At 69.0% G+C, this 20165-nt stretch carries 19 protein-coding genes; 7 read left to right on the plus strand and 12 right to left on the minus strand.

Annotation, left to right across the window (positions count from 1 at the left end; genetic code table 11):
- Positions 1 to 148 precede the first annotated feature (148 nt).
- Genes PXH83_RS26990 through PXH83_RS27010 form a run of 5 tightly spaced genes read left to right on the plus strand, consistent with a single transcriptional unit; the run spans position 149 to position 5006 of the window.
- The gene (locus tag PXH83_RS26990; protein WP_274563807.1) at positions 149 to 958 is read left to right on the plus strand and encodes an ABC transporter ATP-binding protein; all 810 of its coding nucleotides are present in this window, start codon (positions 149 to 151) and stop codon (positions 956 to 958) included.
- Positions 955 to 1734, plus strand: a complete 780-nt coding sequence (locus tag PXH83_RS26995) for an ABC transporter ATP-binding protein (RefSeq protein ID WP_274563809.1) — start codon at positions 955 to 957, stop codon at positions 1732 to 1734. The genes PXH83_RS26990 and PXH83_RS26995 overlap by 4 nt, the downstream gene beginning before the upstream one ends.
- Positions 1731 to 2621: a branched-chain amino acid ABC transporter permease gene (locus PXH83_RS27000; protein WP_274563810.1), complete on the plus strand. Its 891-nt coding sequence runs from the start codon at positions 1731 to 1733 to the stop codon at positions 2619 to 2621. Before PXH83_RS26995 ends, PXH83_RS27000 begins: the two co-directional genes overlap by 4 nt.
- Positions 2614 to 3738, plus strand: a complete 1125-nt coding sequence (locus PXH83_RS27005; RefSeq protein WP_420803253.1) for a branched-chain amino acid ABC transporter permease — start codon at positions 2614 to 2616, stop codon at positions 3736 to 3738. The genes PXH83_RS27000 and PXH83_RS27005 overlap by 8 nt, the downstream gene beginning before the upstream one ends.
- Complete coding sequence (locus PXH83_RS27010; RefSeq protein WP_274563811.1) at positions 3735 to 5006, plus strand: ABC transporter substrate-binding protein; 1272 nt, start codon at positions 3735 to 3737, stop codon at positions 5004 to 5006. The genes PXH83_RS27005 and PXH83_RS27010 overlap by 4 nt, the downstream gene beginning before the upstream one ends.
- Before the next feature lie 75 nt (positions 5007 to 5081).
- Here PXH83_RS27010 and pssA read toward each other — a convergent pair whose 3' ends face one another.
- The 9 genes from pssA to PXH83_RS27055 form a co-directional block, all read right to left on the minus strand.
- Positions 5082 to 5900: a CDP-diacylglycerol--serine O-phosphatidyltransferase gene (pssA, locus tag PXH83_RS27015; protein ID WP_214925727.1), complete on the minus strand. Its 819-nt coding sequence runs from the start codon at positions 5898 to 5900 to the stop codon at positions 5082 to 5084.
- Positions 5901 to 5922: 22 nt separating this feature from the next.
- Positions 5923 to 6579 carry a phosphatidylserine decarboxylase gene (locus PXH83_RS27020; protein ID WP_214925428.1) on the minus strand — a complete coding sequence of 219 codons (657 nt, stop codon included), beginning with the start codon at positions 6577 to 6579 and terminating at the stop codon, positions 5923 to 5925.
- Positions 6580 to 6759: 180 nt separating this feature from the next.
- The gene (locus tag PXH83_RS27025) at positions 6760 to 7965 is read right to left on the minus strand and encodes an acyl-CoA dehydrogenase family protein (protein ID WP_214925425.1); all 1206 of its coding nucleotides are present in this window, start codon (positions 7963 to 7965) and stop codon (positions 6760 to 6762) included.
- 2 nt (positions 7966 to 7967) lie between these two features.
- Complete coding sequence (locus PXH83_RS27030) at positions 7968 to 8480, minus strand: MaoC family dehydratase (protein ID WP_274563814.1); 513 nt, start codon at positions 8478 to 8480, stop codon at positions 7968 to 7970.
- Positions 8481 to 8482: 2 nt separating this feature from the next.
- Complete coding sequence (locus tag PXH83_RS27035) at positions 8483 to 9454, minus strand: HpcH/HpaI aldolase/citrate lyase family protein (RefSeq protein WP_214925419.1); 972 nt, start codon at positions 9452 to 9454, stop codon at positions 8483 to 8485.
- Positions 9451 to 11463: a protein meaA gene (locus tag PXH83_RS27040; RefSeq protein WP_274563818.1), complete on the minus strand. Its 2013-nt coding sequence runs from the start codon at positions 11461 to 11463 to the stop codon at positions 9451 to 9453. The genes PXH83_RS27035 and PXH83_RS27040 overlap by 4 nt, the downstream gene beginning before the upstream one ends.
- A complete protein-coding gene (gene ccrA / locus PXH83_RS27045; protein WP_274563820.1) occupies positions 11463 to 12800 on the minus strand; it encodes a crotonyl-CoA carboxylase/reductase in 1338 nt (445 codons plus the stop codon). Before ccrA ends, PXH83_RS27040 begins: the two co-directional genes overlap by 1 nt.
- A 363-nt stretch (positions 12801 to 13163) precedes the next feature.
- A complete protein-coding gene (locus PXH83_RS27050) occupies positions 13164 to 13988 on the minus strand; it encodes a TetR family transcriptional regulator (RefSeq protein ID WP_274563821.1) in 825 nt (274 codons plus the stop codon).
- 127 nt (positions 13989 to 14115) lie between these two features.
- Complete coding sequence (locus PXH83_RS27055) at positions 14116 to 15897, minus strand: 3-hydroxyacyl-CoA dehydrogenase family protein (RefSeq protein WP_274563823.1); 1782 nt, start codon at positions 15895 to 15897, stop codon at positions 14116 to 14118.
- A 334-nt stretch (positions 15898 to 16231) separates the two neighbouring features.
- Between PXH83_RS27055 and PXH83_RS27060 the strand changes: the two genes are divergently transcribed.
- Entirely contained in the window at positions 16232 to 16822 is a 591-nt protein-coding gene (locus tag PXH83_RS27060) for an adenylosuccinate lyase (protein WP_274563825.1), read from the plus strand.
- Here PXH83_RS27060 and PXH83_RS27065 read toward each other — a convergent pair.
- Together PXH83_RS27065 and PXH83_RS27070 are read right to left on the minus strand one after the other, a co-directional pair.
- A complete protein-coding gene (locus PXH83_RS27065; RefSeq protein ID WP_274563826.1) occupies positions 16771 to 17322 on the minus strand; it encodes a GNAT family N-acetyltransferase in 552 nt (183 codons plus the stop codon). The two genes, PXH83_RS27060 and PXH83_RS27065, sit on opposite strands and share 52 nt — an antisense overlap.
- Before the next feature lie 10 nt (positions 17323 to 17332).
- Complete coding sequence (locus PXH83_RS27070) at positions 17333 to 17830, minus strand: SRPBCC family protein (protein WP_274563827.1); 498 nt, start codon at positions 17828 to 17830, stop codon at positions 17333 to 17335.
- A 64-nt stretch (positions 17831 to 17894) separates the two neighbouring features.
- Here PXH83_RS27070 and PXH83_RS27075 point away from each other — a divergent pair, with 64 nt between their 5' ends.
- Positions 17895 to 18485, plus strand: a complete 591-nt coding sequence (locus PXH83_RS27075) for a TetR/AcrR family transcriptional regulator (RefSeq protein WP_274563828.1) — start codon at positions 17895 to 17897, stop codon at positions 18483 to 18485.
- A 13-nt stretch (positions 18486 to 18498) separates the two neighbouring features.
- On the opposite strand, the gene PXH83_RS27080 is transcribed toward PXH83_RS27075, so the two are convergent.
- Positions 18499 to 20091, minus strand: coding sequence for an alpha/beta hydrolase (locus PXH83_RS27080; protein ID WP_274563829.1), 1593 nt, complete (start codon positions 20089 to 20091; stop codon positions 18499 to 18501).
- Positions 20092 to 20165 lie beyond the last annotated feature (74 nt).

Consider the following 20165-nt stretch of genomic DNA (forward strand, 5'->3'; position numbering starts at 1 on the left):
ACAGGCCCCTGACACGCACTGTTGTGCACGTGCACAACCGGTCGTGGGTGCCGCTGGTCACCGGCAGCGGTTCCGCCGCCGACCGTGGACGGGAGGCCACGCCGGTGCTGAGGTGAGCGCCACCGAACAGCCCGAGGAAAGGGGTGCCATGCCTGGCGCCGCATTGGAAATACGGGACCTGTCGGCGGGATACGGACCCGTGAGGGCGCTGCGACACGTGTCGCTGACGTTGCCCGAGGGGGCCGTGGTCGCCGTACTGGGCAGCAACGGAGCCGGCAAGTCCACGCTCCTGCGCGCCATCTCCCGCACGCTGTCGTTTCACGGCGGAGCGGTCACCGGAGGCACCGTCGCCTTCGACGGCCGGCCGCTGACCGGGCTCTCCCCCGACCGGGTGGTGGCCGCCGGGCTCTGCCAGGTGCCGGAAGGGCGCCAGGTCTTCGCGCGGATGACAGTCGCCGACAATCTGCGCGCCGGCGCACTCGGCTCCACCGGCAACCGCGCCGCCCAGGCCGCGGCGCTGCGACGGGTCCATGAGCTGTTCCCGGTACTGGCCGAACGCGCCGGACAGCGCGCAGGGCTCCTCTCCGGCGGCGAGCAGCAGATGCTCGCGGTCGCCAGGGCCCTGATGGCCGGGCCGAAACTGCTCCTGCTCGACGAGCCCTCACTCGGGCTCGCCCCGCTGATGGCACAACGCATCGCCGAGACGATCACGGAGATCAACGCGCAGGGCACGGCCGTACTGCTCGTAGAACAGAACGCCGCCATCGCCCTGCGCCTCGCCTCCCACGCGTACGTCCTGGACGTCGGCGAGGTCGTGCTGTCCGGGCCCGCCGACGAGCTCGCCGCGTCCGACGAGGTACGCCGCCGCTATTTGGGCGTCGTCGACGAGGAGGCCGCGGCCGACGCCTCCGAGGCCGTGGCGGCCCACCGCACCCTCAGTGCCTGGGAGGGCCGATGAGCACCGAAGCGACCCTGGAAGTACGGGATTTGACGGTACGGTTCGCCGGCCTCACCGCACTGGACGCGGTCAATTTCACCGTACGTCCCGGAACCGTGCACGCCGTCATCGGACCCAACGGCGCCGGCAAGTCCACCTGCTTCAACGTCCTTTCGGGCGTCTACCGGGCCACCTCCGGCAGCGTCCGCTTCGGCGGACAGGAGCTGACCGGGCTGCCGCCCCACCGCATCGCGGACCTCGGCATCGCCAGGATCTTCCAGAACCTCGCCCTGCCGCCCGGCGCCACCGTCGAGGACAGCCTGATGCTCGGCCGCCACCGCCTCACCCGTACCGGTTTCGTCGCCGCCGGGCTGCGACTCCCCTCCGCCGCACGAGAGGAGGCGAAGCACCGTGAGCGCGTCCGGGAGATCGCCGCGTTCGTCGGGCTGGAGGACCAACTCGGCCGCCCCGCGGGCACGTTGCCGTACGGGCAGCAGAAGCTCGCCGAGCTGGCCCGTGCACTGTGCATGGAGCCCAAGGTGCTGCTCCTCGACGAGCCGGTCGCCGGAATGACCGCCGACGAACGCCGGGCCACCGCGTCCATCGTCGCGGGCGTACGGGACAGCCTCGGCATCTCCATCGTGCTGGTCGAGCACGACATGGGAGTGGTGATGCGACTCGCCGACACCGTGACCGTCCTCGACTTCGGGCGGCTGATCGCCGACGGGACACCCGCCTCCGTCCAGTCCGACCCCGCCGTCGTCCGCGCCTACCTGGGAGAGGAGGCCACCTCATGACCACCTTCGCCGAACTGCTCCTCAACGGGATCTCGATCGGTTCCGTCTACGCCCTGATCGCCCTCGGCTTCGTGGTGATCTTCCGCGCCACCGAGGTCGTCAACTTCGCCCACGCCTCACTGCTGCTCGCAGGCGGTTACGTCACCGCCGTCCTCCACGACGACATCGGCTTCTGGCTCGCCCTGCTCGCCGGGATCGGCGGCGCCGCCGCCGTAGGAGCCGGGGTCGAGTTCCTGGTGATGCGCCGTTACCGGGGCTCGAACCACAGCGTGCTCGCCATCGTCACCATCGGCGTCGACATCCTCCTCACCACCGAGCTGACCCGGCGCATCGGCACCGATGTGCTCTCCCTGGGCGACCCGTGGGGCGACTCGGTGCTCACCTTCGGCGGGGTGACCGTGGCGCACACCCGCATCGCCGCGTTCGTCGCCGCGGGCCTGCTCATCACGGTCTTCCTGCTCGCCTTCCGCTTCACCTCCTGGGGCGTGGCGATGCGCGCCGCCGCCGAGAACTCGGAGACCGCCGCACTGATGGGCGTACGCCTGGGCAGGGTCTCGCTCGGCGCCTGGGCCGTGGCGGGCGGACTCGCCGCCGTCGCCGCGCTCTTCCTGACCGTCTTCCCGACGCCGGGCCTTGAGCGCACCAGCTCGCTCGCCGCGATGAAGGCATTCCCCGCCGCGATCCTCGGCGGCCTCGACTCCACCACCGGCGCACTCGTCGGCGGCTTCCTCGTCGGCATGACCGAGTCGCTGGCCACCGGTTACCAGAGCGATCTGACCTTCCTCGGCCGGGGCATCGGCGACCTGGCTCCGTATCTGGTGATGGTCGCCGTCCTGCTGATCCGGCCGTCCGGCCTCTTCGGTACGAAGGAGCTGGCCCGTGTCTGAATCGACCAAGGAGACCACCAAGGAGACCACCGAGGGGACCGCCAAGGGCACCGGTCGCCCGCGACGCATCCCGCGCACCGCCTGGCTGTGGATCGCCGGTGCAGTCCTCCTCCTCGCACTGCCCTTCTACCTGGAGCGCTTCTGGCTCCAGGCCGGGCTCTTCGCGATGGCCGCCGCCATCGGCGCCATCGGCCTCAACCTCCTCACCGGCGCCACCGGCCAGCTCTCCATGGGCCACGCGTTCTTCCTCGCCGTCGGCGCGTACGGCTACTGCGTCTTCGCCGGGGACGGCACCGGCACGCTCACCGGCCTCAATCTGCCCAGCTGGCTCGCCGCAGTCCTCGCGGTGGCGCTCGCCGGGGTCGCGGGCGGCCTCTTCAGCCCCATCTCGGGACGCCTCCAGGGCGCGTATCTCGGTATCGCGACCCTCGCGCTGATCTTCATCGGCCAGCATGTCCTCTTCAACGCGCACGACCTGACCGGCGGCTTCAACGGCCGCGACGTCCCCCCGCTCAACCTCTTCGGGATCGCCTTCGACGAGAGCGAGCTGATGGTGGGCGCCGTGCCCTTCGGTTCCGCCGAGAAGCTCTGGTACGTCGCCCTGATCGCCCTGGCAGGCTGCGCGCTCTTCGCCCGCGGCGTACTGCGCGGGCGACCCGGAAGGGCCATGAACGCCATCCGTGACCACCGCATCGCCGCGGGGGTCATGGGGGTCCCGGTCGCCCGCTACCGGGCCGGGGTGTTCGTCCTCTCCTCCATGTACGCGGGACTGGCGGGCGTTCTGCTCGCTCTGGTCTTCCAGCGGACCGTGCCGGAGTACTTCGGCATGATCCTGTCCCTCGAATACCTGGCCATGATCGTCATCGGCGGTCTCGGCTCGGTCGCGGGAGCGGTGGTGGGAGCCGTATTCGTCTCCATGCTGCCCCAGCTCCTCACCCGGTACAGCGATGCCCTGCCCCTCGTCTCCGCGCCCGGTACGGGCGGGGTCGCTCCGGGTGAGGCATCGCGGTACCTCTACGGCGCCGCCATTGTCGCGGTGGTGCTCTTCCTGCCGGGCGGCTTGGTGCGGCCGGCCTTTCGGCGACGCAAGACAACAACCTCAGAGGAGTCACGATGACCACGCGTAATCAGGTCACCAGAACGACCGCCGCCACCCTCGCGGCGCTGCTCGCGCTGACCGCGGCAGGTTGCAGCTCGAAGTCGAAGGACGAGAAGGACGACAAGCCCGCGGCGGGCGGAGTCCAGACCGGGAAGGGCGTCACCGACAAGAAGATCAAGCTCGGTGTCCTGACCGACATGTCCGGCGTCTACGCCTCGCTCGGCAAGAGCGTCACCCAGGCCCAGCAGCTCTACGCGAAGCAGACCAACGCGGCCGGCGGCATCTGCGGCCGGCAGATCGAGCTCACGGTGCGCGACCACGGCTACGACCCGCAGAAGGCCGTCTCCGGCTACACCGAGCTGTCGCCGGAGGTCCTGGGCTTCGTCCAGTTCATCGGCTCGCCCTTCGTCGCAGCGGTCAAGCCGCGCATCGACGGCCAGGACAAGGGACTCGTCATCCCGCAGGCCTGGTCCGCCTCCCTGCTCGGCAGCCCGTCCATCCGCGTCATCGGCAATACGTACGACGTGGAGACGATCAACGCGATCGACTTCCTGACGAAGGAAAAGGGCGTCAAGAAGGGCGACAAGATCGGCCACGTCTACTTCGAGGGCGACTACGGCGAGAACGCCCTCGCCGGGGCGAAGTACGCGGCGGAGAAGGCCGGTCTCACCATCGTCGAGCAGAAGATCAAGCCGACCGACAACGACATGACGGCCCAGGTTGCGGCGCTCAAGAAGGCCGGGGTCAGGGGAGTCGTCATCAGTGCCGGACCCCGCCAGGCCGCTTCGTTCGTCGGCGTCTCGGCGGCGGTCGGGATGAAGGTGCCGATCATCGGCAACAACTCTGCCTTCGCGCCGCAGCTGCTCGCCACCCAGGCCGGTCCCGCGCTGATGAAGAACTACTACGTGGCTTCGCCCACGGAGCCGATAGGCACGGAGTCGCCCGCCGGCAAGAAGCTCGTCGCCGACTACAAGAAGGCGTACCCGTCGGACTCCCTCGACAACGGCGTGGTGGCCGGCTGGACGGCAGCCTCGGTCTTCGGTGAGGCGCTGAAGAAGGCGTGCGTGTCGAAGGACCTGACCCGCGAGGGCCTCGGCAAGGCCCTGCTGACCATCAACTCCTACGACTCGGGCTTCGGCACCACGCACGACTTCACCGACCCGAAGGCGCCGTCCTCGCGCCAGACGGTCATCCTGCGGCCGGACAAGAAGGCGACCGGCGGCATGAAGGTGGTGCGCGAGGCGAAGGTCTCGGACGCCGCCAAGAGCTACACCGTGGGCGGCTGACAGCCCGCAAGGCAGCGAACGACCGAGGGCCCCGGGGATGTACCCGGGGCCCTCGGTCGTACGTACGTCGAACGCTTACGGCAGCTGCGCCGCCCTCGCCTCGCGTCGGTTGTCGCGGAACGTGTTCACGCGCCGCGCCGTCGCGAAGAGCGGGATGACCGCACCCAGAACCACCTGGAGCGCGCACCCGGTCGCGAGCAGGAACTGTCCGCCGGGCGCGTCGAACGCCCAGGCCGCGAGCAGCCCCATCGCGCCCACTATCCAGGCGAGCATGGCCACCGCGAGGACACCCCGCGGCTTCGGGTACTCGACCCGGCTCACCATCAGCCACGCGACGCCGATGATGGCGAGCAGCGTGGGGATGAAGGGAAGCTCAAGCAGCACGATCGAGACGACCGTGAGCGCACCGAAGGGGCTCGGCATGCCCTGGAACATGCCGTCCTTCATGGTCACGCAGGAGAATCTCGCAAGCCGCAGAACCACCGCCAACAGGACCACGATCGCCGCCAGCGCCGAAACACGCTGGTGGGCGTCGTCCGCGACCATTCCGTACACGAGTACGAAGTAGGCCGGGGCGAGCCCGAAGCTGATCAGGTCGGAGAGGTTGTCCAGCTCCGCACCCATCGGCGAGCTGCGCAGCTTGCGCGCCACGAGCCCGTCGCACAGGTCGAAGATCGCCGCGAGGAGCATCAGGATCACGGCGGTCGCGGCACTGTGCCGCGCCATGCCGGTCTCCTGGCTGCCCTGGAGGTGCGGGATGAGGATTCCGGTGGTGGTGAAGTACACCGCCATGAATCCGCACGTCGCGTTACCGAGGGTGAGCGTATCCGCTATTGACAGCCGCAGAGAGAGCGGCATGTCCTCGGCGTCGGTCTCTTCCTCGGCCTCCGGCACCCAGCCGGCCTGTGTCTCCGGATCAGTCACGGTCAATTCGAGTCACCCCCGCAGTGGTGGCCTGGCCGACCTCGACGGCGACATCGACACCTTCCGGAAGGTAGATGTCGACGCGCGAGCCGAAGCGGATGAGACCGATGCGCTCACCCTGCTCGACCTTGGTGCCCTGGGGGACGTACGGGACGATGCGGCGCGCGACCGCGCCGGCGATCTGCACCATCTCGATGTCGCCGAGCTCGGTGTCGAAGTGCCAGACAACGCGCTCGTTGTTCTCGCTCTCCTTGTTGAACGCCGGAACGAACCCGCCGGGGATGTGCTCGACCGACGTCACCGTGCCCGCCAGGGGCGCGCGGTTGACGTGGACGTTCAGCGGGCTCATGAAGATCGCGACGCGGGTACGCCCGTCCTTCCACGGCATGATGCTCTGCACCACTCCGTCGGCCGGGGAAATGACCCGGCCCTGGGTGATCTCGCGCTCGGGGTCGCGGAAGAACCACAGCATGCCCGCCGCGAGCGCGGTGGTGGGCACGGCGACGGCAGCCCAGCGGCCGGACTTGCGAGCCCGGGAGAGGCTGAGCGCCGCTGTGGCGACGGTCGGCAGAAGCCACGGCGATGCTCCGCGAGCAAGGCGTCCCTTGAGGAAGCCGTCGCGAGGTGCAGAGGTTTGGCTGTGGGGCATGGATGACCTTCGTAGCGGATGATGCCGCGCTGGCAACGGGGGACGGCGGCTTTCCGGCGATGTTAGCGGTTGCGGGGCGCAACTGGGCAAGCCAGAAGCTGAGTCGGACGGCCAGAAGCCGACGGCAAAGGTCGCCAGGGTGTGATCTTCTCCGCGGGCATTTCGCCGCAAAGTAAGCAATCAGCCCTGGAATCGGTACTCTTCGAGGAGCCGCCGACCAATGATCATTTTCTGGATCTCGGCGGTACCTTCACCGATGAGCAGCATCGGCGCCTCGCGGTAGAGGCGCTCGATCTCGTACTCCTTCGAGAACCCGTATCCACCGTGGATGCGGAAGGCGTCCTCGACTACCTCCTTGCAGTATTCGGAGGCGAGGTACTTCGCCATCCCTGCCTCAAGGTCGTTTCGTTCCCCGGAGTCCTTTTTGCGTGCTGCATTCACCATCATCGCATGAGCGGCCTCGACCTTGGTAGCCATCTCGGCGAGCTTGAACTGAATCGCCTGGTGCTGGGCGATCGGCTTGCCGAAAGTGTGACGTTGCTGGGCATACGAGACACCCAGTTCGAACGCACGCTGCGCGACACCGCAACCACGCGCCGCCACATTGACGCGCCCGACCTCGACGCCGTCCATCATTTGGTAAAACCCTCGGCCGGTGGTGCCGCCGAGTACCCGATTGGCCGGAATGCGTAGTCCGTCCATGATGAGCTCGGTGGTGTCGACACCCTTGTAGCCCATCTTGTCGATCTTCCCGGGGATGGTCAGACCCGGACGCACCTCGCCGAAGCCGGGCTCCTTCTCCACCAGGAAGGTCGTCATCTGCTTGTGCGGGGCCGTGCCCTCGGGGAGACCCTCGTCACTGCGGCACAGGACCGCGACGAGCGTCGACGAGCCGCCGTTCGTCAGCCACATCTTCTGGCCGTTCAGGACGTACTCGTCGCCGTCCTTCACGCCCTTCGACGTGATCGCCGACACGTCCGAACCGAGGGCCGGCTCCGACATCGAGAACGCGCCACGCACCTCGCCCAGCGCCATGCGCGGCAGGAAGGTGTCCTTCTGCTCCTGCGTGCCGTGCTGCTTGAGCATGTACGCCACGATGAAGTGCGTGTTGATGATCCCGGAGACGCTCATCCAGCCACGAGCTATCTCCTCGACACACAGCGCGTATGTGAGAAGGGACTCACCCAGACCCCCGTACTCCTCGGGGATCATCAGCCCGAACAGGCCGAGCTCCTTGAGACCCTCGACGATCTCCGTCGGGTACTCGTCGCGGTGCTCCAGCTCGGTCGCGACAGGAATGATCTCCTTGTCGACGAAATTCCTGACGGTGGCCAGGATCTCCTGCTGGATGTCGGTCAGACCTGCGGTCTGGGCGAGACGGGCCATGATTACTTCCCCTGCACCTTCGGCTCTGGGCGGCCGGGCTGCTCGCCGCCGCGCTCCTTGATGTACGTCTCGGTCGGGACCATCACCTTGCGCCGGAACACGCAGACGACGGTGCCGTCCTGCTTGTAGCCCTTCGTCTCGACGTAGACGATGCCGCGGTCGTTCTTGGACTTCGACGGTGTCTTGTCGAGGACGGTCGTCTCGCCGTAGATCGTGTCGCCGTGGAAGGTCGGCGCGATGTGCTTGAGCGACTCGACCTCCAGGTTGGCGATGGCCTTGCCGGAGACGTCCGGGACCGACATGCCCAGCAGGAGCGAGTAGATGTAGTTGCCGACGACGACGTTCTTGCCGAAGTCGGTGGTCTTCTCGGCGTAGTTGCTGTCCATGTGCAGCGGGTGGTGATTCATGGTGAGCAGACAGAAGAGGTGGTCGTCGTACTCCGTGACCGTCTTTCCGGGCCAGTGCTTGTAGACAGCGCCGACCTCGAACTCTTCGTAAGTGCGTCCGAACTGCATGATCAGGCCTCCGGAGCTTCGAACTTGGAGGTGCGCTGCATGCCCGCCGCGCGGCCCTTGCCGGAAATGACCAGCGCCATCTTGCGGCTCGCCTCGTCGATCATCTCGTCGCCGAGCATCGCCGAACCCTTCTTGCCGCCCGCCTCGGACGTGCACCACTCGTACGCGTCGAGAATCATCTCCGCGTGGTCGTAGTCCTCCTGGGAGGGCGAGAACACCTCATTGGCCGCGTCGACCTGACCGGGGTGCAGCACCCACTTGCCGTCGAAGCCCAGCGCCGCCGCACGGCCCGCGACCTCACGGTACGCGTCCACGTCGCGGATCTGGAGGAACGGGCCGTCGATCGCCTGGAGGTCGTGCGTACGGGCCGCCATCAGGATGCGCATCAGGATGTAGTGGTACGCGTCCGCGCCGTAGCCGGGCGGCTGCATGCCCACGACCAGGGTCTTCATGTTGATGGAGGCCATGAAGTCGGCCGGGCCGAAGATGATGGTCTCCAGACGCGGCGAGGCGGCGGCGATCTCGTCGACGTTCACCAGACCCTTGGCGTTCTCGATCTGCGCCTCGATGCCGATCTTGCCGACCTCGAAGCCCATCGTCTTCTCGATCTGGGTGAGGAGGAGGTCGAGCGCGACGACCTGCTGCGCGTCCTGGACCTTCGGCAGCATGATGCAGTCGAGGTTCGGGCCGGCGCCCTCGACGACCGTGATGACATCGCGGTACGTCCAGTGGGTCGTCCAGTCGTTGACGCGCACGACCCGCGTCTTGCCCGTCCAGTCGCCGTTGTTCAGCGCGTCGACGATGGTGTGCCGGGCGCCTTCCTTGGCGAGCGGCGCGCACGCGTCCTCCAGGTCGAGAAAGACCTGGTCGGCCGGGAGGCCCTGGGCCTTCTCCAGGAACCGCGGGTTCGAGCCCGGCACGGCCAGGCAGGAGCGGCGCGGGCGCAGGCGGTTCACGGGCGTGGGCGTGGTCATGCGGGGACCTCCAGAGGGTCGAGCTTGTTCGCTTTCCGGATCTCGTCGACGATACGGCCGATGATCTCCGTGATGCCGAAGTCCTTCGGGGTGAAAACTGCGGCCACTCCGGCAGCCCGCAGTTCCTGGGCGTCGGCCGGCGGAATGATCCCGCCCGCGATCACCGGAATGTCCGCGGCGCCCGCCTCGCGGAGCCGTACGAGCACGTCGGGCACCAGTTCGGCGTGCGACCCGGACAGGATCGACAGGCCGACGCAGTGCACGTCCTCGGCGAGGGCGGCACTGACGATCTGCTCGGGCGTGAGCCTGATGCCCTGGTAGACCACCTCGAAGCCCGCATCGCGCGCTCGTACGGCGATCTGCTCGGCGCCGTTGGAGTGCCCGTCCAGGCCGGGCTTGCCGACCAGCAGACGCAGCCTTCCGGAGCCCAGCTCGTCCGCCGTACGGGACACCTTCTCCCGTACGAGCGCGAGCGGGGTGCCCGCCTCGGCGGTGACCGCGACCGGGGCGCTGCTCACGCCGGTCGGCGCGCGGAACTCGCCGAAGACATCGCGCAGCGCCCAGGACCACTCGCCGGTGGTCACGCCCGCGCGGGCGCACTCGACGGTGGCGGCCATCATGTTCTCGGTGCCCGCCGCGGCCTTCTTGAGGGCCGCCAGGGCCTCCGTCGCGCGTGCCTCGTCACGGTTGTCGCGCCACTCGTGGAGCTTGGCCACGACGCGCGCCTCGTTGGCCGGGTCGACCGTCATGATCGCGCCGTCGAGGTCCGAGGTGAGCGGGCTGGGCTCGGTGGCCTCGTAGCAGTTGACGCCGACGATCTTCTCCTCGCCGGCCTCGATGCGCGCGCGGCGCTCCGCGTGCGAGGAGACCAGCTGCGACTTGAGGTAGCCGGACTCGACGGCCGCCATCGCGCCGCCCATCTCCTCGATACGGTCCATCTCCGCGAAGGACTCGGCGACCAGCGCCTCCACCTTGGCCTCGATGACGTGCGACCCCGCGAAGATGTCCTCGTACTCCAGCAGATCGCTCTCCAGGGCGAGCACCTGCTGGATGCGCATCGACCACTGCTGGTCCCAAGGGCGGGGCAGGCCCAGCGCCTCGTTCCAGGCGGGGAGCTGCACGGCGCGGGCGCGGGCGTCCTTGGAGAGGGTGACGGCCAGCATTTCGAGGACGATGCGCTGGACGTTGTTCTCCGGCTGCGCCTCGGTCAGGCCGAGCGAGTTGACCTGCACGCCGTAGCGGAAGCGGCGCTGCTTCTCGTTCTCGATGCCGTACCGCTCGCGTGTGACCTTGTCCCAGATGCGGCCGAAGGCGCGCATCTTGCACATCTCCTCGACGAAGCGGACGCCCGCGTTGACGAAGAAGGAGATACGGGCGACGACGTCCCCGAACTTCTCCGCCGGCACCTGACCGCTGTCCCGTACGGCGTCGAGGACGGCGATGGCCGTGCTCATCGCGTACGCGATCTCCTGGACCGGCGTGGCACCGGCCTCCTGGAGGTGGTAGCTGCAGATGTTGATCGGGTTCCACTTGGGAATGTTGTTCACCGTGTAGGTGATCATGTCCGTCGTCAGACGCAGGCTCGGCACCGGCGGGAAGACGTGCGTCCCGCGCGACAGGTACTCCTTGACGATGTCGTTCTGCGTCGTCCCCTGGAGCTTGGTGATGTCCGCGCCCTGCTCCTCGGCGACCACCTGATACATCGCCAGCAGCCACATGGCCGTGGCGTTGATGGTCATCGAGGTGTTCATCTGCTCCAGCGGGATGTCCTGGAACAGCCGCCGCATGTCGCCGAGATGGGACACCGGGACCCCGACCCGGCCGACCTCGCCGCGGGCGAGGATGTGGTCGGGGTCGTAGCCGGTCTGCGTCGGAAGGTCGAACGCGACCGACAGACCGGTCTGGCCCTTGGCGAGGTTGTTGCGGTACAGCTCGTTGGACGCTTCGGCGGTCGAGTGACCGGCGTACGTCCGTATGAGCCAGGGCCGGTCCTTCTTGCGCTCAGCCATTACACATTCCTGAAGCGGTTGATCGCGTCGATGTGCTGCTCGCGGAGCTCGTGGTTGCGCACGCCGAGACCCTCACGGGGCGAGAGCGCCAGCACGCCGACCTTGCCCTGGTGCAGGTTGCGGTGGACGTCGTACGCCGCCTGGCCGGTGTCCTCCAGCGAGTACACCTTCGACAGGGTGGGGTGGATCTTGCCCTTGGCCACCAGGCGGTTGGCCTCCCACGCCTCGCGGTAGTTGGCGAAGTGCGAGCCGACGATCTTCTTCAGCGACATCCACAGGTAGCGGTTGTCGTACTCGTGGTTGTAGCCGGACGTCGACGCGCAGGTGACGATCGTCCCGCCCTTGCGCGTCACGTACACACTCGCGCCGAAGGTCTCGCGGCCCGGGTGCTCGAAGACGATGTCCACGTCCTCGCCGCCGGTCAGCTCACGGATGCGCTTGCCGAAGCGCTTCCACTCGCGGGGGTCCTGGTTGTGCTCGTCCTTCCAGAACTTGTAGCCCTCGGCGCTGCGGTCGATGATCGCCTCGGCGCCCATTTTGCGGCAGATCTCCGCCTTCTGGTCGCTGGAGACGACACAGATGGGGTTGGCGCCACCGGCGAGTGCGAACTGGGTGGCGTACGAACCGAGTCCGCCGCTCGCGCCCCAGATCAGGACGTTGTCGCCCTGCTTCATGCCGGCGCCGTTGCGGGAGACGAGCTGGCGGTACGCCGTCGAGTTGACCAGGCCGGGGGCCGCGGCCTCTTCCCAGCTGAGGTGGTCGGGCTTGGGCATCAGCTGGTTGGACTTCACGAGCGCGATCTCGGCGAGGCCGCCGAAGTTGGTCTCGAAGCCCCAGATGCGCTGCTCGGGGTCGAGCATCGTGTCGTTGTGGCCGTCGGACGACTCCAGCTCGACGGACAGGCAGTGCGCGACGACCTCGTCGCCGGGCTTCCAGGCGTTCACGCCGGGGCCGGTGCGCAGGACGACGCCCGCGAGGTCGGAGCCGATGACGTGGTACGGGAGGTCGTGGCGCTTGCTGAGGTCGCTGAGCCTGCCGTACCGCTCCAGGAAGCCGAAGGTCGAGACAGGCTCGAAGATCGAGGTCCAGACGGAGTTGTAGTTGACCGAGCTGGCCATGACCGCCACCAGGGCCTCGCCCGGGCCGAGCTCGGGCACCGGCACATCCTCCACATGGAGGGACTTGCGCGGGTCCTTGTCGCGGCTGGCGACGCCGGCGAACATCTCGGCCTCGTCCTTGTGCACGGTCACCGCGCGGTACGACTCGGGGATGGACAGGGCGGCGAAGTCTGCGGCCGTACTGTCCTGCGACTGGATCGCGTCCAGGATTTCCTTCACGGGGTGCCTCCGGCGGATGGGGACGGGGTGTGTGCTGTGGAGGTGTGCCGTCGGTTCGGCGGTGCTGCTGGTGCGGCGCGGGTGGGCGCGAAGGGTTGCCTGGTGACGCAGGCGGCCGGGCGCGCAAGCACATTGGCTTACGGGGACAGCCGACGTACGAATGGTCTCTGCACGTCGGCCGCCCGACAACCACAACGTATGGCACCCCGTGCCAAGTGACAAGACACTGCGTGCCAGTAATTTCACTCAGTTGTGAAAAGTTCACCTCAGGTGAGCGATGATCGATCGAATGCGCTCAGCAAAAACGCCGACCGCCCCGGTATCAGGGGCGGCCGGCGTCTCGGTGCCGGCGGAAGTGTCCTGTCAGCGCTGCTTGAGGGCCCGCTCGATCGTGCGCATGACCTCGTCGAGAGGCGCGTCCGTGCGGGCCACTGCCACCAGGACCTCGTCGTCCGTCCGGGTGGTGGCCACCGGCGCGCGGTCCGCGCCCGACGACGAGCGGCCCGCGCCGATGCCCGTGCCGAAGGTGTCGCGGACGATCGAGAACGCGTGGTCCAGCTGCGCCTCCACGTCGCCCTGCCCGCCGGCCCGGAGCCAGCGCCGCAGCACATGGTTGTGCGCCGTCACCACCGCGGACGCGGCCACCTCGGCCAGCAGCGGGTCGTCGTTGCCGTCGTGGTGGTCGTGCTCGTCGAAGTGGCCCAGCAGATAGCGGGTGAACAGCCGCTCGTAACGGGCCACCGAGGCGATCTCCGCCTCGCGCAGAGTGGGAACCTCGCGGGTCAGCTTGTAGCGGGCCACCGAGACCGCGGGAGACGCGGCGTACATCTTCATGACTTCCTTGATGCCCCGGCAGACCGTGTCGAGCGGATGCTCGTGCGGGGACGCCGCGTTGAGCACCGCCTCGGCGCGGACGAGCGTGTCGTCGTGGTCCGGGAAGATCGCCTCTTCCTTGGAGCGGAAGTGCCGGAAGAAGGTCCGGCGCGCGACACCGCCCGCCGCGGCGATCTCGTCGACCGTCGTCGCCTCGTACCCCTTCGTCGCGAACAGCTCCATCGCCGCGGCCGAAAGCTCACGGCGCATCTTGAGCCGCTGCGCCGCCGCGCGGCTGCCCGCGGCGCTTTCAGGGGCGTCGGACGCGGAGTTCGTACGGGACGGGCGTCGGGGTGCGGAAGCGGGCTGGGACATGCCCCGAACGTACTGCATATGCGCAGGAGAGCGCGCCTGTGGGTGCGGGCTGCCGGGAGGTCCCTCCCACGCCGCAGGCTGCGCGGGAGGTTCCAGCAGCCCGCCCCATCCGGTCGCACTCTCCTGCTCAGCGTCGGGCATACTCCCGGAAGCCGCGTCCCGTCTTGCGGCCGAGGCAGCCCGCGGCCACCAGGTGCTCCAGCAGCGGCGCGGGCGCCAGGCCCGGGTCGCGGAACTCGCGGTGCAGGACCTGCTCGATGGCGAGTGAGACGTCCAGACCGACGACGTCGAGGAGTTCGAACGGGCCCATCGGGTAGCCGCCGCCCAGCTTCATCGCGGCGTCGATGTCGTCCAGCGTCGCGTAGTGCTGCTCGACCATCTTGATCGCGTTGTTCAGGTACGGGAAGAGCAGTGCGTTCACGATGAAACCGGCCCGGTCGCCGCAGTCCACCGGGTGCTTGCGGATCTTCGTGCAGACCTCGCGGACGGTCGCGTGGACATCGTCGGAGGTGAGCACCGTACGGACCACCTCGACCAGCTTCATCGCGGGCGCCGGGTTGAAGAAGTGCATCCCGATGACGTCCTGCGGGCGCGAGGTGGCGCGGGCGCAGGCGACGACGGGCAGCGAGGACGTGGTCGTGGCGAGCACCGCGCCCGGCTTGCAGACCTTGTCGAGCGTCGCGAAGAGCTGCTGCTTGACCTCCAGGTCCTCCGCCACCGCCTCGACGGCCAGGTCGACGTCGGCGAACGCGTCGAGCGACCCGGCCGGGGTGACCCGCGCCAGCGTCTCGTCGCGCGCCTCGGCCGTCATCCTGCCCTTGTCGACAGAGCGCGAAAGGGACTTGGCGATACGGGACTTGGCCGTCTCCGCCTTCTCCTGGCTGCGGGCGGCGAGCACCACGTCGTACCCGGCCTTGGCGAAGACCTCCGCGATGCCGGACGCCATCGTGCCCGAACCGGCGACGCCGACCGACTGCACGGTCCGTCCGGTGGCGGCGGTGGCCGACTCCAGCGGCGTGAGCGCGTCGCGCACCACGACCTGGCTGCCCGCGCCCTCGTAGGTATAGAAGCCGCGCCCCGACTTGCGGCCGCTCAGCCCGGCCTCGCTGAGCTGCTTGAGGATGGGGGCGGGCGCGTGCAGCCGGTCCTTGGACTCGGAGTACATCGCGTCGAGGACGGTACGGGCCGTGTCTATGCCGATCAGGTCCAGCAGGGCGAGGGGGCCCATCGGCAGGCCGCAGCCCAGCCGCATCGCGGCGTCGATGTCCTCGCGGGAGGCGTACTTCGCCTCGTACATCGCGGCGGCCTGGTTGAGGTAGCCGAAGAGCAGCCCGTCGGCGATGAAACCGGGGCGGTCGCCGACCGCGACCGGCTCCTTGCCCAGGTCGCGGGCGAGCGTGGTGACGGCCTCCACGGCCGTGGGCGCGGTCAGCACGGACGAGACGACCTCGACGAGCTTCATCGCGGGCGCCGGGTTGAAGAAGTGCAGGCCGAGGACGCGCTCGGGGTGCGCGGAGTCGGCGGCGAGGCGCGTGACGGACAGCGCGTTGGTGCCGGTCGCGATGATCGTCGTGGGGCGCACGATGGAGTCGAGGGCGCGGAAGACCTCCTGCTTGGCCTCGTACGACTCGGTCACGACCTCGATCACGAGGTCGGCATCCGCGGCGGCCTGGAGGTCGGAGAAGGTACGGAAGCGGGCGAGGGCGTCCCGCCGCTCCTCCTCGGTGATCCGCTCGCGCTGCACGGCGCGGGCGGTGGAAGCTTCGAGTGCGGCAACGGCCTGCAGTGCGGCGGCGTCGCTGACATCGATGCCGATGACTTCACGGCCGGCCCGGGCGAGGACCTCGGCGATGCCGGTGCCCATGGTGCCGAGACCGATCACGGCGACGGTGGAGAGAGGGGTGTCCATCACGGGACTCCAGAGAATGAGTGACGACTGAGGGGCACACGCACCGCGGGTACGCCGAAGGGCGCACGGCGAAAGGGAGGTTGCGTGCGGAGTAACTGCAGGTCGTGGTGCAGGGCCGACGGACTCTGTCCCGGAGTCGCGTCGTACGGAAGAGAACCGAACCGACGAACACTCGTGGCGGCTGCGTCACCAGGCCGCCCTGAGGGTGATCAATCAAGCGGGGGGTTGCCCGCTCACTTGAGGTTAACCGGCGAGTAACGAGCGCGCCAGCCCTGGAGCGATGTGATCTAAGACGCCTCTAAGACGCCTCTACGACGCCGATACCCTGGCGGACATGGACGAGGAGCTGCGGTCGCTCGTGGACCGGGTGCGGGGCGAGGCGCAAGGTTCGGCGGGGCAGTCGGCGGGGGATCCGGTCGCCTACGAGCGGCTGATCGCCACAGAGGACCGGGACGAACTGGCCCGTGTCCTCACCGAGACGGAACGACCCCTCTGGGCCCGCGAACTAGCCGCCTTCCGGCTCGGCTGCGCGGGCGACCGGCGGGCCTTCGAGACGCTGGTGCTGCTCCTCAACCACCGCGACCCGGAGCGCTGTGTCAGCGCCGCCCACGCGCTGGCCCGCCTCGGCGACCCGCGCACCGCGCGCGCCGCCGCCGCACTCGCGACGAACACGCTGCGCACGGCGTACGCGCTGCACCCGGTCCGGCTGCTGACCGAGCTCCGGGCGCCCGAGACCGTACCCGCGCTGATCACCACCCTGCGCGGGCTGCTCGCCCCGCAGGACCCGCACTGGCGGGTGGCGCTCGCGTGCGTCGAGGGTCTCGGTCAGCTGCGGGACGCGCGGGCACGTCCGGTGCTCGAAGCTGCCCTGGATCACCCGCGGCTGAGCGCCGCGGCGTCCGCAGCGCTGAGCCGCCTCGCGTAACGCGTCTCGTGGACGGCGACGCCGTCCACGTCCCACGGAGCCTCGACGCCGTCGGGTGCGAAGCCGGCCTTCTCGTAGAAGCGGCGGGCGGCGGTGTTCTCCGTGAGGACCCACAGGCGCATGAAGGGGAAGTCTTCGGTGGCGGCGCGGGCGAGCATCTCGGTGGCGAGGGCGCGGCCGACGCCGGTCGAGTGGTGCTCGGGCAGCACGTAAATGGCGTACAGCTCGGCGTCCCCGGTCGCTTCCCCCTCCTCGCGGTACGGGCCGTAGCAGGCCCAGCCGATCACCTCGCCCGCGCGCTCCGCGACCACATTGCGGCCCGCGGCCGCACCCTCGGCGAGGAAGGTGCGGCGCCGCGCGGCGTCCTCCTCGACGCTCATCGCGTCGAGGTACGTCTGCGGAATCATCCCCGCGTACGTCGACTGCCAGCCGCGCACCCGCACGACGGCGACGGCCTCGCAGTCGTCGATGGTCATGTCCCGAAGCCGTACGCCGCTCATGGGCGGCACTCTAACGAGGAGCGAGCCGCCGCAGCAGGCGGACGTACGGGCTCCAGCGGGCCGGGTGGGCGACCTTGCCCGTGAGGGCCGACTCGGCGCGGTCCAGGGCGTCTTCGAGGACCGCGTCGTGGAACGACCGGTACATCAGGGGCCACGTGAGCAGGGCCGGACCCCTGACCTTCATGGCGAGGGTGTGGCGCAGCACGGACCGGCCGTCGTCGACCGCGTGCACGGTGAACTCGTGGAAGCCGTCGAAGCCGCGCGGCCCGCTGAAGGTGAAGCGGACCCATTCCTCGGGGACGTACGACGTCACGGTGTAGCGCACCGGTCCGTGGCCGCCCTTGGAGCCGGGGGTGAGGCCGTTGTCCAGGGACATGCGCGGCCAGTGGTCGCCCGGCCAGAGCAGATCGCCGGGCGTGGCGAGGGTGTCGATGAGGGCGCCGACTTCGCTTGCCGTGGCGGGCAGGAGGCGCTCGTGGGCATTGAAGGCTGACGTTGACACTGCCATGGGGAACTCCCGGGACCGGTTTCAGAGAGGGCTCTCTAATTAATTGGAGGGTACTCTCCAGAACATGGCGAGACCACCCCGGTACGACACTCCGCTCCTCCTCGACGCCGCCGTGCAGCTCGCGGCCGCCGGCGGCCCGGCCGCTGTCACCATGGCCGCCGTCGCCAAGGCCGTCGGCGCCCCGAGCGGCTCCGTGTATCACCGCTTCCCGTCCAGGACCGCACTGCTGGCCGAGGTGTGGCTGCGTACGGTCGAGAGATTCCAGGAGGGATACGCCGCGGTGCTGACCGCATCCGGCGACGACCCCAGGCAGGCCGCTGTCGCCGCCTCGCGGCACGTGGTGGCCTGGAGCCGTGCGCACCCCGAGGAGGCCGCGCTGCTGCTGCACGGCGCCGAGGCATTCGGCAGGAGCGAGTGGGCGCGGGAGTATGCCGACCGCGCGGACGAGGGCAATCGCCGGGTCTTCGGGGAGATCTCCGCGATCGCGGCCGCGCTCGGCGCAGCAGGCACCGTCGAGACCGAGCGCATCGCCCTCGCGCTCGTCGACCTGCCGCTCGCGCTGGTACGCCGTCATGTGCGGGGAGGCGGGCGCCTCCCCACACATGCGGAACAACTGGCCGCCGACAGCACGGCCTTGCTGCTGTCGGACCTGTGAGCCGTCCGGCGAATCAGCTGCGGAAGCCGATCAGGCGGTGCAGCACACTGCCCTTCGACGTGTCCGAACTCGCCGTGACAGCCGCAGGCAGCGGCTTCGGGTCGGGCAGGGCCGCACAGACCGCGTCCGCGTCACCGCCGCCCTTCGCGCGCGGGACCTTGCCTGTGGTGAGGTAGTCCGCCACGTGCCGGTCCAGGCAGGCGTTTCCGCTCAGCGTGATGCCGTGGTTGCCGCCGCCCTCCTCGACGATCAGGCTTGAGCCGCGCAGCATGCGGTGCAGGGTGACGCCGCCGCTGTACGGCGTGGCGGCGTCCTCCGTCGCCTGGAGCATCAGCACCGGCGGGAGCTCGTCGTTGGAGACGTCGGACGGATTCAGCGACGGCGTGGGCCAAAAGGCGCACGGGGCGTTGTACCAGGCGTTGTTCCAGGTCGAGAAGGGCGCCTTCTCATGCACGTTCCAGTTGTCCTGGTGCCAGAAGCCCCAGTCGCGCTCCCACGACGCGTCACGGCACTGCACTGCCGCATAGACGCTGTAGCTGTTTTCGCCCGCGGCATCGACGGCGCCGAACTTTTCGAACGCCTCGACCAGCGGGCCCGCGTTCTTGGCGTTGACGTACGACGCGAACGCCTTGGCCAGGTGCGGCCAGTAGCCGTTGTAGTAGCCACCGCGCAGAAACGTGTCCTCCAGCTCGCCGGGGCCGACCTTCTTGCCTGCCGGGCTCTTGCGCAGCGCGTCGCGCATCTTGTACCACTTGGCCTCGACCTTCGCCGGGTCGCTGCCGAGCTTGTACGCCGTGTTGTGTTTGGCGACCCATGCGGCGAACACCTTGTGGCGGGCGTCGAACGCGTAGTCCTGCCCGATGTTGTCGTCGTACCAGACACCGGTCGGGTCGACGATGCTGTCGAGCACGAGCCGCCGCACCCGCTGCGGATAGAGCTTCGCGTACACGGCGCCGAGGTAGGTGCCGTAGGAGTAGCCGAAGTAGTTGATCCGCTGCGTGCCCAGGGCGCGGCGTACGACGTCCAGGTCCCTGGCGGTGCTCACCGTGTCCATGTACGGCAGCAGCCCGCCGTACTTGGTGGCGCACGCCGTGGCGAACGCTTTCGCCCGGTCGAGATTGACCCGCTCGTCCTTCTCGCTGCGCGGCACCGAATCGGGCCGTACGGGCGAGAAGTGCCTGGGACGGCAGTTCAGCGCCGGCTCGCTCTTGCCCACGCCGCGCGGGTCGAAGCCGATGACGTCGTACTGCGCCGCGACCTCCCTGGGCAGCGAGGTCGCGACAAATCCGGCCATCGGAAGGCCGCTGCCTCCGGGGCCGCCCGGATTGACCAGCAGCGGACCCTGGAAGGTCTTCGCGGTGTGCGGGACACGCGAAAGGGCGAGGGTGATCTGCTTGCCGTGCGGGTCCGCGTGGTTGAGCGGGACCTTGACGGACGAACACTGGAGCGTCGGATATTTCTTGGTGCCGCAGTCGGTCCATTTGAGTGCGGTGCGCGCCGCGGCGGTCGCGGAACCGGCGTCGGCCGAGACCGCGGGCGGTACGGCCGTGATCAGTCCCGCCACCGTCGCACCGGTGGCGAACAGAACTCCCGCGTGCTTCTTCACTTGGCCTCCCGTCGGGGGAAAGCGGCTGTGAGTGACACAGCCCCCGCCGCATGGTGCCGGAAACGGCGCCCGGA

This window comes from Streptomyces spiramyceticus (assembly GCF_028807635.1).
GTDB lineage: Bacteria > Actinomycetota > Actinomycetes > Streptomycetales > Streptomycetaceae > Streptomyces > Streptomyces spiramyceticus.

Excerpts from the sequence above, each read along its gene's own strand:
- PXH83_RS27060 (WP_274563825.1), top strand. The coding sequence starts at position 16,232 with ATGGACGAGGAGCTGCGGTCGCTCGTGGACCGGGTGCGGGGCGAGGCG.
- PXH83_RS27030 (WP_274563814.1), bottom strand. The coding sequence starts at position 8,480 with ATGCAGTTCGGACGCACTTACGAAGAGTTCGAGGTCGGCGCTGTCTAC.
- PXH83_RS27020 (WP_214925428.1), bottom strand. The coding sequence starts at position 6,579 with ATGCCCCACAGCCAAACCTCTGCACCTCGCGACGGCTTCCTCAAGGGA.
- PXH83_RS27050 (WP_274563821.1), bottom strand. The coding sequence starts at position 13,988 with ATGTCCCAGCCCGCTTCCGCACCCCGACGCCCGTCCCGTACGAACTCC.
- PXH83_RS27040 (WP_274563818.1), bottom strand. The coding sequence starts at position 11,463 with ATGGCTGAGCGCAAGAAGGACCGGCCCTGGCTCATACGGACGTACGCC.
- PXH83_RS27065 (WP_274563826.1), bottom strand. The coding sequence starts at position 17,322 with ATGAGCGGCGTACGGCTTCGGGACATGACCATCGACGACTGCGAGGCC.
- PXH83_RS27025 (WP_214925425.1), bottom strand. The coding sequence starts at position 7,965 with ATGGCCCGTCTCGCCCAGACCGCAGGTCTGACCGACATCCAGCAGGAG.
- PXH83_RS27070 (WP_274563827.1), bottom strand. The coding sequence starts at position 17,830 with ATGGCAGTGTCAACGTCAGCCTTCAATGCCCACGAGCGCCTCCTGCCC.
- PXH83_RS27055 (WP_274563823.1), bottom strand. The coding sequence starts at position 15,897 with ATGGACACCCCTCTCTCCACCGTCGCCGTGATCGGTCTCGGCACCATG.
- PXH83_RS27000 (WP_274563810.1), top strand. The coding sequence starts at position 1,731 with ATGACCACCTTCGCCGAACTGCTCCTCAACGGGATCTCGATCGGTTCC.
- PXH83_RS27075 (WP_274563828.1), top strand. The coding sequence starts at position 17,895 with ATGGCGAGACCACCCCGGTACGACACTCCGCTCCTCCTCGACGCCGCC.
- PXH83_RS26990 (WP_274563807.1), top strand. The coding sequence starts at position 149 with ATGCCTGGCGCCGCATTGGAAATACGGGACCTGTCGGCGGGATACGGA.
- PXH83_RS27035 (WP_214925419.1), bottom strand. The coding sequence starts at position 9,454 with ATGACCACGCCCACGCCCGTGAACCGCCTGCGCCCGCGCCGCTCCTGC.
- PXH83_RS26995 (WP_274563809.1), top strand. The coding sequence starts at position 955 with ATGAGCACCGAAGCGACCCTGGAAGTACGGGATTTGACGGTACGGTTC.
- PXH83_RS27010 (WP_274563811.1), top strand. The coding sequence starts at position 3,735 with ATGACCACGCGTAATCAGGTCACCAGAACGACCGCCGCCACCCTCGCG.